This is a genomic window from Halobacterium sp. DL1, from assembly GCA_000230955.3.
Taxonomy (GTDB): Archaea; Halobacteriota; Halobacteria; order Halobacteriales; family Halobacteriaceae; genus Halobacterium.
On sequence record CP007060.1, the window covers coordinates 2,753,637 to 2,766,632 of the forward strand.

At 63.4% G+C, this 12,996-nt stretch carries 10 protein-coding genes; 6 read left to right on the forward strand and 4 right to left on the reverse strand.

What is annotated here, in order from left to right; genetic code table 11:
• The first annotated feature begins 6 nt into the window (after window positions 1-6).
• On the forward strand, window positions 7-357 hold the full coding sequence (locus tag HALDL1_16360; protein AHG04996.1) for a hypothetical protein: 351 nt from the start codon (window positions 7-9) through the stop codon (window positions 355-357).
• Between the two features lie 25 nt (window positions 358-382).
• Window positions 383-736: a nitrogen-fixing protein NifU gene (locus HALDL1_16365; GenBank protein AHG04997.1), complete on the forward strand. Its 354-nt coding sequence runs from the start codon at window positions 383-385 to the stop codon at window positions 734-736.
• A 4-nt stretch (window positions 737-740) separates the two neighbouring features.
• Here the strand turns inward: HALDL1_16365 and HALDL1_16370 are convergent, their stop codons facing one another.
• Entirely contained in the window at window positions 741-1,034 is a 294-nt protein-coding gene (locus HALDL1_16370; protein ID AHG04998.1) for a hypothetical protein, read from the reverse strand.
• 189 nt (window positions 1,035-1,223) lie between these two features.
• Here HALDL1_16370 and HALDL1_16375 point away from each other — a divergent pair, with 189 nt between their 5' ends.
• From HALDL1_16375 to HALDL1_16385, 3 genes are all read left to right on the forward strand, one after another.
• Window positions 1,224-2,336 carry a hypothetical protein gene (locus HALDL1_16375; GenBank protein ID AHG04999.1) on the forward strand — a complete coding sequence of 371 codons (1,113 nt, stop codon included), beginning with the start codon at window positions 1,224-1,226 and terminating at the stop codon, window positions 2,334-2,336.
• 325 nt (window positions 2,337-2,661) lie between these two features.
• Complete coding sequence (locus HALDL1_16380) at window positions 2,662-4,548, forward strand: histidine kinase (protein AHG05000.1); 1,887 nt, start codon at window positions 2,662-2,664, stop codon at window positions 4,546-4,548.
• Window positions 4,532-4,999, forward strand: coding sequence for a chemotaxis protein CheY (locus HALDL1_16385; GenBank protein ID AHG05001.1), 468 nt, complete (start codon window positions 4,532-4,534; stop codon window positions 4,997-4,999). Before HALDL1_16380 ends, HALDL1_16385 begins: the two co-directional genes overlap by 17 nt.
• 133 nt (window positions 5,000-5,132) lie before the next feature.
• Here HALDL1_16385 and HALDL1_16390 read toward each other — a convergent pair whose 3' ends face one another.
• The 3 genes from HALDL1_16390 to HALDL1_16400 form a co-directional block, all read right to left on the reverse strand.
• Window positions 5,133-10,163 (reverse strand): type III effector protein, encoded by a 5,031-nt coding sequence (locus tag HALDL1_16390; GenBank protein AHG05002.1) that lies wholly within the window; start codon window positions 10,161-10,163, stop codon window positions 5,133-5,135.
• Window positions 10,164-10,583, reverse strand: a complete 420-nt coding sequence (locus HALDL1_16395; protein AHG05003.1) for a DNA-binding protein — start codon at window positions 10,581-10,583, stop codon at window positions 10,164-10,166.
• 100 nt (window positions 10,584-10,683) lie between these two features.
• Window positions 10,684-10,854 carry a hypothetical protein gene (locus tag HALDL1_16400; GenBank protein ID AHG05004.1) on the reverse strand — a complete coding sequence of 57 codons (171 nt, stop codon included), beginning with the start codon at window positions 10,852-10,854 and terminating at the stop codon, window positions 10,684-10,686.
• A gap of 180 nt (window positions 10,855-11,034) precedes the next feature.
• Between HALDL1_16400 and HALDL1_16405 the strand changes: the two genes are divergently transcribed.
• Window positions 11,035-12,924 (forward strand): peptide ABC transporter substrate-binding protein, encoded by a 1,890-nt coding sequence (locus tag HALDL1_16405; GenBank protein ID AHG05005.1) that lies wholly within the window; start codon window positions 11,035-11,037, stop codon window positions 12,922-12,924.
• The last annotated feature ends 72 nt before the right edge of the window (window positions 12,925-12,996 follow it).

Here is a 12,996-nt window from a genome sequence, read left to right on the forward strand (position 1 = left end):
CGGCCAATGAGCGAGTTGACGCCCGAGGAGTTCGAGGAGCAGAAGTACGTCGACTACTTCCCGAAGCTCCAGACTGCCTACAAGCGCGCGTTCAACGAGATGAACGAGAACTACGACTCGGACCTGGTCCACGGCATCGACCAGACGATTCTCGCGGAGGCCGAACCCCACTACGAAGGCGACGGCGAGTTCACTCTCGACCTGCCCGAGGACCCGGCAGCGGAACTGGACGGCGTGCTGGCCAGCGACGAGAAGATCGAGCACATCCTCGAACTGTACCTCAAGGAACTCGAACGGCAGTTACAGAAGATGTTCGGCGTCGGCGAGGCCGCACGGGCGGGCGACGAAAAGGCCTAAGCCCCGCGGGCACCAACTCCGGCCCATGAGCACCGAGACTCAGGACGGGGACGACCTGGAGGAGCGCGTCAACAACTTCCTCCGCCGGAACTTCCCGCAGATTCAGATGCACGGCGGCACCGCGGCCATCCAGAACATCGACCGCGAGGAGGGCGTCGTCGACCTCCAGCTGGGCGGCGCGTGTTCGGGCTGTGGCATCTCCCCGATGACGATCCAGGCGATCAAGTCCCGGATGACCAAGGAGATTCCCGAGATCGACACCGTTCACGCCGACACCGGCATGGGCGGCGGCGACAGCGGGATGAGCCCGTCGTTCCCCGGCGAGGACGCCGACAGCGAGGACCGCGAAGAGGACGAAGGCCCCCAGGCCCCGTTCTGACCGGTCAGTCCTCCGTCCAGTAGTAGATCTCTTCCTTCTCGACCCCGCAGTTCGGGCACTCCTCCGGGAACGAGTCCTGGAGGTCGCCCATCTCGCCGCAGTTCGAGCAGCGCCACATCAGTTCGGCCTCCCCGAAGTCGTGGCCCGAGCGCTCGTGTCCGATTGAGAGCGAGGAGATGCCGTCTCGCGTGGTGACGTAGAAGCCGTCCTCGTCGAAACCCCGGACGGTGCCGAGTGCTTCGCCGTCGTCGGTGTACACTGTAGCGCCGAGTCCGAGACGTGGTGGGTCGTCACTCATACCCTGACATTCGGCGCGGCACCGCATAAACCCAGGCGCCGGCACGGGCGCCACTCCGGCCTCGGTCCATCCAGGCCGCTGGTCACGTTCGACTGGTAACTATCTGGATTCCACCTGGATAGCAGGTAAGGCGCTGCTACCCCACGTACGTTGGCCTTACTAATGCAGTATGGCGCCCAGTGAGTTGCTATGGCCCAGCAAGGGGCAGTCGCAGCCGACGACTACACTGTCCGACTCGCCCAGTCGGAAGATAGAGAACCGTTCCTCTCGCTCTACGAGGAGGTCTGGGGGCGCTCGCGGAGCGAGCAGTGGTTCGACTGGCGGTTCGTAGACGACCCGTACGCCGGAGCAGTCGAGATGGTCGTCGCGGAGCACGACGAGACGCTCGTCGGCGCCGAGCCCCTGCTCCCGATGCCGCTCGTGGTCGGCGGCGAGCCGGTCGACGCCCGCCAGCCCGTCGACTGGATCGTCCACCCCGACCACCGCCGCCGCGGCGTGTTCACGCGGATGACCGAAACGCTGCTGTCGGCGTTCGAGGACCGCGCCGAACTGCTGTTCAACTTCCCGACCGAGGCCCTACGCCCGGGCCTCGAGAAGTTCGACTGGACGACGGTCTCCGAGCAGACGACGAGATACCGCATCCACGACCCGGACTGCCTCACGGCCGGTGGCGAGGGCCCGAGCTCGACGGTCCGGGAGCTCCTCTGTCGCGTCGGCGCGCCGGTGGTCAGGGGTAGCGTCGGCGCCATCGACCTGCTCACGCCCTCTCCGGGCGGCGTGTCCGTCGAGCGCGTCGACGGCGTCGCGACGGACGCCATCCACACCGTCTACGCCGACACCCGTCCAGAAGCCATCCACGTCCCCCGGGAACCGGCGTTCGTCGACTGGCGGTTCGCGAACCCGCGGTGGGAGACTGCCACGTACGTCGCGCGCCGCGAGGGAGCCCCCGTCGCGACGCTCGTCGTCGCCACGGCGTCGAAACCCGACGCCACCGTCGGCTACCTGCTCGACATCCAGCCGATGACCACCGACCCGGAGCGCGCTCCCGCGTTCGCCGCCGCCCTCGACGCCGCCCTCGCCGACCTCGACGTCGACGCCGTCCAGGCACCGACGACTCCCTACCCGGCGGTACTCCGACGGCGCGGCTTCCTCTGCGACGACAACGCCGTGCTCTCCCGATTCTCCACGCCGGCGACCCACGTCGTCAGGCCGCTACCCGAACCCGACGCCGACGGCTTCGCTCGCGACGTCTTCGACGACGAAGAGTGGCTGCTCACGCTCGGCGACAGGGACATCGAGTGAGTCGAACAAGGCACTGCCCGCGAGAGCCGCGACTCGCTACATGAAGTCCGCGATGCCGCCCTGCTTGTTCTCGTCCACAACGCAACTCGAGCTCTGAACTGCTAAATACAGGTAGTACCGTTATCGGGACAGAATTCTATCTCTCTAAATATCGTCAGAATTCGCCGACTGAATACAGAGATGTCCTCAGTCACCAAAGCAGACTGGAACAAACCGAATTGGGTCATCACCAGCCCACAGCCGTCAGCTGACGCACGAAGACATCGACCATCTCACCACAATCTGCACAGTAACGCTATAGGAGTTCCCTCGCTGATAACGGGTAATGGACGGTAGGAACTGGGGAAACTATGACATATTTGGGCGAAGATTCATTGTGGTCCTCGGCGGGGTTTTCCTCCTACTCGTAGTCAGCTTTCCATTCCTCCCCGTTGTTGACGATGCCTCCTCCGAACTCTGGCTCGTACTAAGTATCTTAGTTGGTATCCCGGGTCTCGTCCTGTTGTACGGTGGCTATCGGTTGCCCCACACAGACATCCGCTCTGAACTCTATCCTACGGTCGGCAACTGGTGTCTCCGCGGCATTGTAGTCGGTCTCGCGATCTTGCTGCCGATCTTTCTTGTCAGTGACGACCCGAATATCGTCGGAAATGGCCTCTTGCTCACAGGACTGGGCAGTCTCGCGGGCTTCGGTGCGGGGACGTACGACGCGCGGGCCAAAACACGACAGCTCGAACTCCAAGAAACAGTCGACCAATTGGAAACCTCGAACGAGCGGCTTGAACGACACCAGCAGTACACCGACGATATTCTCGATGCAATCGATGACGTGTTCTACGTTTTGGACGAAAATGGCGCTCTCCTCCGGTGGAACAAAAGCCTCTCGGAGGTCTCTGGCTACACGGACGAGGAAATATCAGCAATGACTGCTGCCGACTTCTTCACGGATAGTGACCGTGATACAGCTCTGGCTGCGGTCCGCAACGGCCTCGAGAGTGACTCCGTAGATGTGGAACTCGAACTGCGCACCAAGGATGGCGATACCATCCCCTTCGAGTTTGTTGGGTCTACGCTCGAGAACACGTCCGAAGACCCTATTCTGGCCGGCATCGGGCGCGACGTTACGAACCGGGTCGAGCGCGAACAGGAGGTCCAGCGCGTCCGCGAGCGGATGGAATACGCCCTCAATGCAACCGATTCGGTCGTCTGGGACTGGAATGTCGAGGACAATCAGGCCTCGTTCTACCCCTCTGCGGAGTCGCTATACGGAACCACAGTCGAAACCTGGGAGGATTTTATCGGCGTGATCCATCCGGAGGATAGACAGAAGGCCCAGGAGGCTATCGAGAACGCGCTGGAAACGGGCGAGCCGAAGCACGAAGAAATTCGGATCGTTCGAGACGGAGACGTGCGGTGGATCGAAGCCCCCGGGTACCCGGTCCAGGATGATAACGGTCCGACGTTGATGATTGGCGTGGCCCGAGACATCACCGAGCGGAAGACATACGAGCGCAAACTCGAGGAATCTAACGAGCGACTCGAACAGTTCGCGTACGCTGCGTCCCACGACCTCCAGGAACCACTCCGGATGGTGTCGAGTTATCTGCAGTTGATCGAAGACCGATCCGACGAGGAACTGACCGAGGAGACCGAAGAGTTCCTCGAGTTCGCCGTGGACGGGGCCGACCGCATGCGTGACATGATCGATGGGTTACTAGCGTACTCAGGCGTGGAGACCCAGGGAGAGGCGTTCAAACCGGTCGACCTCAACAAAGTGATTGGAGAGGCCCGCGACGACCTCGAGATGCGTATAACGGAAAGTGATGCCGACGTGACCATCGAGGAACTCCCTCGTGTGGTGGGCGATGAACATCAGCTGCGTCAGGTGTTTCAGAACTTGTTGAGTAACGCGATCGAGTACAGTGGGAACGAGCCGCCACGGGTGAATATTTCCGCCACCCAGAACAGTTCGATGTGGGAGATATCGGTTCAGGACGAGGGGATAGGGATTGAGCCGGAAGAACACGACCGTATCTTCGAGGTATTCCAGCGGCTTCAATCTCGGGACAATTACGGTGGCTCGGGCATAGGCTTAGCACTCTGCGAGCGAATCATCGAACGTCACGGCGGCGAAATCCGTGTCGAATCCGAACCGGGCGAGGGAGCGACGTTCTCATTTACTCTCCCAGCGGAGGATGAGCATGGCAGGTGAGCAGGGAAGCGCCGAGCCGGCTGACATCCTCCTCGTCGAGGACAACCCTGGTGATATACGTCTCACGAAAGAGGCATTCAAGGACGCGCAGATAGCGAACACACTCCACGTTGTCGAAAACGGTGTCGACGCTCTCAATTTCCTTTTCCAACGAGACGACTACGCCGATGCACCGCGTCCCGACATCGTGCTATTAGACCTCAATCTCCCCCGGAAGAGTGGCCACGAGGTGCTTGAAGAACTGCACGGTGATTCGAACCGAAGGCGCATTCCGGTAGTTGTCCTCACGAGTTCGGACGCTGAAATGGACATCGTCAAGTCCTACGACCTCTGTGCGAGTGGGTACCTGACGAAGCCGGTTGATCCTAACGAGTTTATTGAGATGATACAGGATCTAGAGCGGTTTTGGCTCTCGATTATGCGGTTACCGGCTGACACAGATGCTGATTGAAAAGCGGGATGTATACAGTGTATCGGCCCGGTTACCGCTGAAATCTGATACACGAAAGGCGAGCAGTGTGCAAGTCTGCTAACCGGTTGGTCCAACCAACAGGGGTTGGAATAAAGGCGCCGCGCGTGGCAATCTACATGAAATCCCCAATAGTCGATGGCCGATTCTTGTCGTTCTCGAAGACGGACTCCAGTTTCCGGTCGAGGAGCGCGAGGCGCTGCTTCGTGTACTCCCGGCAGTCGTAGTCCTCCGCGACCTGGATAGCGGTGTCCATGTACTTGTTCACGGAGCCCTCGTGGACGGTGAGGTTGACGCGCCCGCCGCACTCCCGGCAGTCCCCGGTGAGTGGCATGCGGCGGTACTTCTCACCGCAGTCCAGGCAGCGCGTCTCCTGCCGGCTGAACGCACGGAGGTTGCCGATGAGGTCCGGGAGGAAGTGGTACTCGATGACGCGCTCGGCGACGTCCGTCTCGTCGACGGCGCGGAGCTTCCGCGCGAGTTCTAGCTGGGCGTCCATCTTGTCCATCATCGAACCGAGGGTCTTGTACGCCGACAGCTCCGGGCCGAGGTGGATGGTCGACGTGTCGTGGGTGTGGCCGAACCCGGTGTACTCGTGGTCGGTGCCGAGCGTCGACTCCGCGATCTGGACGAGGTCCTCAACCTCCTCGGGGTCCGCGAGTTCGCGGGTCGCCTCGAAGAACTCCATGGGGTACTCCGTCGCGATGTCCATGTTGTGGGCCTCGTCGTCGATCTCGCTCGGGTCGATGCGCGAGGACATCACCAACGGCGCGTCCATCTGCCCGCCGCGCTTGTCCGGCAGGAACGACTTCGAGAAGTTCAGCAGGCCGTCCAACAGGAGCATCACGCAGTCCTCGTCACCGTCGCACTGCTTTTGCGATGTGTCGTTTGCTATCAGCGAGTGGGTATCGGTGACGGTGAGACAGTACGTCTGGTCGACATCGGCCTCTACGATGGATACGTCCTCGACTTCATCGACGAAGTAATCGCCGCTGCCCCCATCGAAGACACGTCGGCTACTGGGTTCGATCTGCGCTACGTGGGCAGCCAGCCGTTCTCGCTTACGGGAGAGGTGGAGGTCGATGGTCTCAGCCAACCGGACTGCGTCCGACGAAGTGACGTGGATTACGTAGGACTTCGCCGACAACGCTTCGTCGTCAATGTCGTAGAAGTCGGGGAACTTCTCGACGAGCGGGACAGGGTCATTCGTGCTTACTCGTGCCGCAATTCCGAGTCGCGTGAGCAACGCGAGCAGGTCCTCTTTCAGTTCACGGCTGACCGTGGTAGCAGCCACATCCAGAGTGTTCTTGTCGACGGTGCCATCGCCACTGAAATACCCCCCAAGGAATGCGGAAACGTGGTCGTCAGGAGCGTCGAAGATGCAGGGAGGGACGCGTTTGTCAGCCGCTCCTGCTCCGCAATCGAGGACGGTCTCGAAGAAAACGCGAGTGAGGCGACCCGAGACAGTCACCTTCACGTCGTTTTCGCGATACGCCTCAACGCCCAGTGTAGACGCGAACGTCTCGACGAAGAAGTCGCGGGCCTCTGCCTCGACACCGGAGATGGTCGTCTGGTGAATCGTTCCCTTTGGGGTCTCTTGCTCTCTCGTGAACCCCTCTGCAGCGTAGTAGCCGAGGAGTGTAGCAAAGTCCTCATCTAGGGACACGAAGCGGTCGACCTCGACAGTGTCACGCTTCATCCCGAGCGTCACGTCGTTCGGAATACGGGCGGCGACAGCTGCCGGCGATCCGAGGAGGTCGACGAGGAGCGAAACCGGCAGGCTCTCCCGGTAGAGGTAGTTGCTCAACGCTTTCTTCGTTAACCCGAGGAATTCAGCGGTACTCTTCAGCGGGTAGAACTGGCCGTCCCAGTCGTCAGCAAGCACCTCCGAGAAGAGGTCGTACAGCACGTCCTTGTCAAGTCCCTTCACCATGAGTGACTCATTTGGGACCTCGTCGCTCTCGGCAAATTCTTGGAGTAAGTCGAATCGCGCGGGAGATCCAGGTACGTCTACGTGTGTCGGAGTGACGAGTGAGTTAGCGTCCGTGACGTCGCTGGCTCGCTTCGAGTGGAGATTGCCCTCGTCGAAGACGTGTACCTCGTGGTCTGGCGTCACCGTCAGTTCCCGCCCGCTCCGCGTCCTGATGCGGACCATGTGGTCCGGCGCCGGATGCTTCGAGACGGTCTCCACCGGCTTCCGCACCACCTCGCCATCCTCAGTTACGGATGGGACGATCACGTCACCGTCGAGTTCCTGGACGAGTGTGCCGAAGTCGTCCTCGTCGGCCGTTTCGGGGTCGAGTCGGTCCTCGACGAGCGTCTCGATGGTATCGTGGCGCCATTCTTCTGCCTCGTCCTCGTACCAGACCTTCGTCTCCGGGTGGAAGCAGTTCCGCCGCTTCGACGCGTGGAAGTACGGGTGTGCGTAGCCGACGGCCGCGGAGGTGAAGCCGACGACGCGGCCGACGACGGCGGCGGAGGTGTGAGGCGCCATCCCGAAGACGAGTTCGCCGACGAGGTCGTCGCGCTCCTCGAACTCGTAGAAGGCGTCGAGGCCGTAATACTGGGTGAGGAGGTCGTCGACGAAGTCCGCGGTCTTCAGCATGTGTTCGGCGGCGCCGTCCGAGAGCACGACGTCCTGGACGCGGAGTTCGACGAGCTGGTCGTCGTGTTCGAGCGGGTCGCCGTGGATGTCCTCGTCGTAGCCCAGGTCCCGGAAGTGCTCGACGGTGACGTCGAGTTCGCTCGGGCGGACCGACGTCACCGGGAGGTCGGTCATGTCGTAGCGGACGGTGCCGTCCTTGAACGCGGAGACGTCGTGTTTCGCGCGGAGGACGCCCTTCTCCATCGGTTCGGGGACCTTCTCGGAGGACATCAGCCCCTGGACGCCTTTCAGCACGTCGAAGGCGTTCTCGCGCTCGCCGACGTTCTTGAGCGCGCTGCGGTACTCGTCCTGGACGTCGACGGTCTGCGTCTCGACGTTGTCGACGTCGCGCTCGCAGCTGGGGCATTCGACGCGGCCGGACTCGTCGGGTTCGGCGACGGCGCCGCAGTCCCAGCACTCGTAGTGGGGGTCCGTCCACGTGCCGCAGTCCGAACAGCGCGCCTCGTACGTGTGTTCGTCGCAGTCCGGGCAGACGCGCTCACCGAGTTGCACGTCGACCTCGCCGGGCGTGTCGCTCATGTCGGGGGCGTGGCGGGCGGCCTCGCCGACGTCGCGCTGGGGGCCGCCGGCCTCGCCGATGGGGAACAGCGTGTGGACCGCCGGCGAGAGGTCGCGGGACTCGGACTTCTCGGGCCGGCCCATCCGGTTGCCGATGCGGGTCGGGGCGCGTTCGCGGACCTCGAAGGGAGCGACCTCGTTGACCGCCTTCATCGCGTTCGGCCACTCGCAGGCCTCGCTGGGCAGGTCGTCCCACTCGCGGTCCAGCGACTCGGTGATTCCCAGCGTGCGGGCGAGTGGCACCCAGTCGCTGATGCGGACCGCCTCCTCACCCTGGTGGTGTTCGACGATGAGCGCTTCGAGCGTCTCGCGGACTGCCGCCGAGTTCTGCAAGACGAGGTCGTCGTCCTCGATGCGGCCGTCCGCGACGGCTTCGGCCAGGGTCTCGAACTGCTCGACGGTGATGTCGTGCCAGAGGTAGTTGTACGCGGGGTGCAGCGGCGCGTCGTACTCCGTCGCCCACTCTATGGCCTGGTCGGCGTCCGGGGCTTCGAGGTCGACGTACGGGGAGTCCCGGAGCGCCTGGACGTCGGCGCCGGCGGCCTCGAACTCCTGTATCCACCACTCGGGCGCGTAGGAGGCGGGCGCGAGTTCGTGGTTGTTCTCCACGAACTCGCCGTAGTTCACGAGGTACTCGCCGACGTCGAGGATCTCCACGACGCCGTTGCGCACCTCGAGGGCCTCTTCGATGCCGTCGATGCGGCGCACGTCGCCGTTCGCGAGTTTCACGGTCGGTCCCTCGATGGAGTCGACGGGGACGACCCCCGCCGCCTTCCCCGGGAGCTCCGTCTTGATCTGGGTGCCCGTCGCGAGGAAGTCGTCGAGGAGATGCATCGTCGCCGGGTGGACGCCCGCCGTCGCGTTGCCGTGGTTGCGGGCGCGGCCGTAGCGCAGGCGGAACCCGCCCTCCTTCGAGGGGTGGCCGAAGACGGGGCGCCCGGCGATGAGGTCCCGGAGGAACTTCCCGGACCCGTCGACGCGGGGTGGGCCCTCGGGGTCCTCGCTGGCGCCCTCGGGGTCGTCGCCCGCGACGTCGCCGCTCGCCTCCTCCGTGGCCGCCGCCTGGTCGGCCTCGCTGTCCTCCCCGATGGTGCCGTCGATGAGGTCCTGGAGCCACGGCCACTCGACCTCGTCGAGGTTCCGGGTGTAGCGCTGGATCTTCGGGGCTTTCAGCGCGATGCCCTCCGCTAGCACGAGGCACATTCCGCCGCGAGCGGCGTTCGTCTCGATGCGCTCGAGGTCGCGGAAGCCGTCTACCTCCTCGTTTCCCGTCGCTTCGCCGTCGAGCATCACCGGGCAGTTCCGGGCGATGAACTTCGTCTCCTTGGCCATCGGGGAGTACTGGAGACCGGTCTCGGAGTCGTACAGCGAGACCTCCTCGGCGTAGCGTTCGACCTCGTCGTCCCGCGGTTTGAACTCGTCGATGTCGAGGAGGGAGCGGGCGTAGTCGGCGACGAGCACGGAGAGCGCCTGGGCGGTCCCGCCGGCGGAGCGGATCGGGCCGGCGTAGTAGACCGCGACGTACTCGGTGCCGTCGTCGTTCTGGTTCACCTCGACGCGGTCGATGCCCTCGATCGGTGCGGCGACGACCCCCTCGGTGAGGAGGGCGACGGCCGTCCGGACCGCTCCCTCGACCTTCCCGGCGTCCGTCTCGTAGTCGCCCACGCTTCCCTCGACGAAGTCCTCGACGAGTTCGAGTGCGGCCTCCTCGCGGCTCATCTGTCCCTCGAGTTCGCGGACGCGTTCGGCGACGCCGTCGATGCCGAGGATGTTCTCGACGCGGTCGGCCATGTCCTTGGCGACCGGAATCTCCACCTCAGGCTTGGGGTCCTCGCCGCGCTCCTTCGCGCGTTCGGCGACGTCGAAGGCTTCGTCCAGGCGGGATTCCAGCGACTCGAAGTAGGCCTCGTCTACCGGCCGCATCTACAGCCAGAGGTCGAGGTCGGTGGCCTCGTCGTATTCGCGCACCAGTTCCGTGTCGAACTCGCGGACGTACACCTCCCCGGCGAAGACGGTGGCGCGGTCGAGGTGACCGGCCAGCGCCTGTCCCGAGCGCCTCGATAATGTTGCGTGTGTGTGCGCGAAGGGGGCGTCGTCCAGTTCCGAGATGTTGCCGACGCAGGCGGCGACTTCCAGGGGCTCCTCGTAGCGCGCGGCCTTGTACTCGAAGTCGTCCTGGTCGTAGTACCAGAGTTCGGCGTCCTGGACCGCCCCCATGCCGGAGAACCAGGCGGCGTCGATGCCCTCCTCGACGGCCAGCGACTCGAGTTCTTCCCGCCAGTCGGCGCCGTGGTCGAGTCGAGCGACGAACTCGCGGCCGCCGCTGACTTCGCGGACGTTCATGGAACCGTCAACAACCCGAGTGAGCAAAAGTCCTGCCGTCTCAGCGCCGCGCCGACAGCGGTGTGGCGCGAGACGCCGTCGTGTCTCTGTCGACAGCGCTCTAGCGCCACGCCGACAGCGGTGTCGCCGCGTCAGCCGTCATGGATACCCAGGCCTCGTCCTGTGAGATGTCCGCGATGACGAGTCGGGAGTTCGGCCCGTCGTCGTCTAGCGAGGCCATCACGTCGGTCCCGGAGGCGTCAGACGTCGGCTGAGCGGCGTCGGTCGTCATGACATATGGTACAACGCCACACCCATTACTTAAACGCATCGCCTTGACAGGAGTTCGTGCTATGCGTTAACATATTTTGCCGGGAAGCGAATTGATACAGTACCGTGAGAACGTAATATACACCATTGTTATCCGAAGAAGCGGTAAGTTTATCACTATAGATTAGTAACCTGTGGGTGGATGACAGATACTGACAACCTTTCGCGGCGCCGGTTCCTCCAAGGAACGGGAGCCGCTGCGACCGCAGCCGCCCTGGCTGGCTGCACCGGTGGCGACGGCGACGGTGAGGACACGACCGAATCGACGACGGCCAACAACACGGACGACACTGACGACGGAACGACGACCACGCAGTCGTACGACGCGAGCAAGACCGTCCGCTCGACCAACTCGACGATGGACACCCTTGACCCGGTCAAGGCAACCGACACGGCGTCGGGGACGGTCATCCAGAACCTCTTCGACGCGCTGACCAACTACCCGAACGGTCAAACCAACGTCGAGAACCTCCTGGCCGAGTCGCTCGACATGAGCAACGACCAGACGACCCTGACGTTCTCGCTGAAACAGGGCGTCACGTACAGCAACGGCGACGAGGTCACCGCACAGGACGCGGTGTACTCTTTCGAGCGACTCGCCGCCTCCGACAACTCCCGGCGTGCGAGTTTCCTCCTCGACGACCTCGGTGTCGTCCACGAGACGGAGACCGAGACGCAGGACGGCGAGGAGACGGAAGTGTACGTCCCCGGCAGCATCGACGTCAACGCCACGGACGACTACACGCTCGAGATCAACATCAAGCAGCCGTTCTACGCGGCCACCGCGATGCTCGCGTACTCCTCGTTCTCGCTGGTCCCGGAAGGGATCGTCGGCGACATCGAGGGCTACGACGGCCAGATGGACTACCAGGAGTTCGCGACCGCGAACCCCGTCGGTGCGGGTCCGTACACGCTCGACACCTGGGAACAGAGCACGGAGGTCCGCATCGCCTCCCGTGACGACTACCACGGCGAGACGCCCAAGAACGCGGGCAAGCACTACGCCATCTTCCAGGAGACGAACCCGGCGTACACGTACGCGACGGTCAACGTCAACGCCGACGGGCCGGTCGTGCCGACGAACAAGTACGACCCGAGCCTGAAGAACATCGAGGGCACGGACGACCGTGGCCGCCCGTACGGTACCTACGGTCCGATGTCCGAGAACGACCTCACGGCGGACTACTACGAGGTCGCGTCCCTCGCAACCCGCTACGTCGCCTTCAACTGCAAGCAGGTCCCCAAGCCTGTCCGCGAGGCGATCGGCTACGCGCTGAACCAGCAGATCATCAACGAGCAGATCATCACGGCGCCAACCAAGGAGGCGTACTTCTTCACGCCGCCGTCCATCTACCCGGGCGGACCGGCGAAGTACCAGGAGCGCCAGACGAACTACAAGTACGGCTACCAGCAGTCCGACATGGAGTCGGCCACGCAGGTGCTCGAGGACGCCGGCTACACGCAGAGTAGCCCGTACACGCTCTCGTTCGACATGTCCAACGGCTACGCGACCCAGGCGGGTGGCGAGGCCATGTACTCGCTGCTCCGCGACCAGTTCTCCGACGCTGGTCTCGAGATCGAGCTGAACACCGCCGACTGGAGTACGTTCCTCAACCGCGCACGGAGCGGCAACGTCGGCATGTTCTACCTCGGTTGGCTCGCCGACTACCCGGGTCTGGACAACTTCCTGAAGCTCCTGAACCCGCCGGCCACGATCACGGACAAGTCCGACAACGTCGGCTACGTGAACTGGACCGCGGACAACGGCGACTTCGCCGGTCAGGCCGAGGAAGGCTGGCAGATGATCACGGACAACTACGGCATCTCCGAGGAGGAGGCCCAGGCACGCGCAGAGGGTGGCTGGATGATCGAGGAGGCGTCGATGAAGGACGCCGTCATGCTGCCGATCCTCCACACCATCGACCAGTACTTCTCGTACCAGTGGACGGATTCCCCACGCGCAGGTGCGATGGGTGGCTCCCGGTCGAAGGACCACACGACCAAGATCGGCGACCGCGGCGACCACGAGTAGCGACACCAGCAGTCCGGTGAACCGCCCTGTATTTTTCGTAATACAGAACACGACCGTTTGCGTACCGCGAGT

What these genes read in the sequence shown, in the direction of transcription:
- HALDL1_16360 (AHG04996.1), top strand. Translation starts at nt 7, where the DNA reads ATGAGCGAGTTGACGCCCGAGGAGTTCGAGGAGCAGAAGTACGTCGAC.
- HALDL1_16365 (AHG04997.1), top strand. Translation starts at nt 383, where the DNA reads ATGAGCACCGAGACTCAGGACGGGGACGACCTGGAGGAGCGCGTCAAC.
- HALDL1_16370 (AHG04998.1), bottom strand. Translation starts at nt 1,034, where the DNA reads ATGAGTGACGACCCACCACGTCTCGGACTCGGCGCTACAGTGTACACC.
- HALDL1_16375 (AHG04999.1), top strand. Translation starts at nt 1,224, where the DNA reads ATGGCCCAGCAAGGGGCAGTCGCAGCCGACGACTACACTGTCCGACTC.
- HALDL1_16380 (AHG05000.1), top strand. Translation starts at nt 2,662, where the DNA reads ATGGACGGTAGGAACTGGGGAAACTATGACATATTTGGGCGAAGATTC.
- HALDL1_16385 (AHG05001.1), top strand. Translation starts at nt 4,532, where the DNA reads ATGAGCATGGCAGGTGAGCAGGGAAGCGCCGAGCCGGCTGACATCCTC.
- HALDL1_16390 (AHG05002.1), bottom strand. Translation starts at nt 10,163, where the DNA reads ATGCGGCCGGTAGACGAGGCCTACTTCGAGTCGCTGGAATCCCGCCTG.
- HALDL1_16395 (AHG05003.1), bottom strand. Translation starts at nt 10,583, where the DNA reads ATGAACGTCCGCGAAGTCAGCGGCGGCCGCGAGTTCGTCGCTCGACTC.
- HALDL1_16400 (AHG05004.1), bottom strand. Translation starts at nt 10,854, where the DNA reads ATGACGACCGACGCCGCTCAGCCGACGTCTGACGCCTCCGGGACCGAC.
- HALDL1_16405 (AHG05005.1), top strand. Translation starts at nt 11,035, where the DNA reads ATGACAGATACTGACAACCTTTCGCGGCGCCGGTTCCTCCAAGGAACG.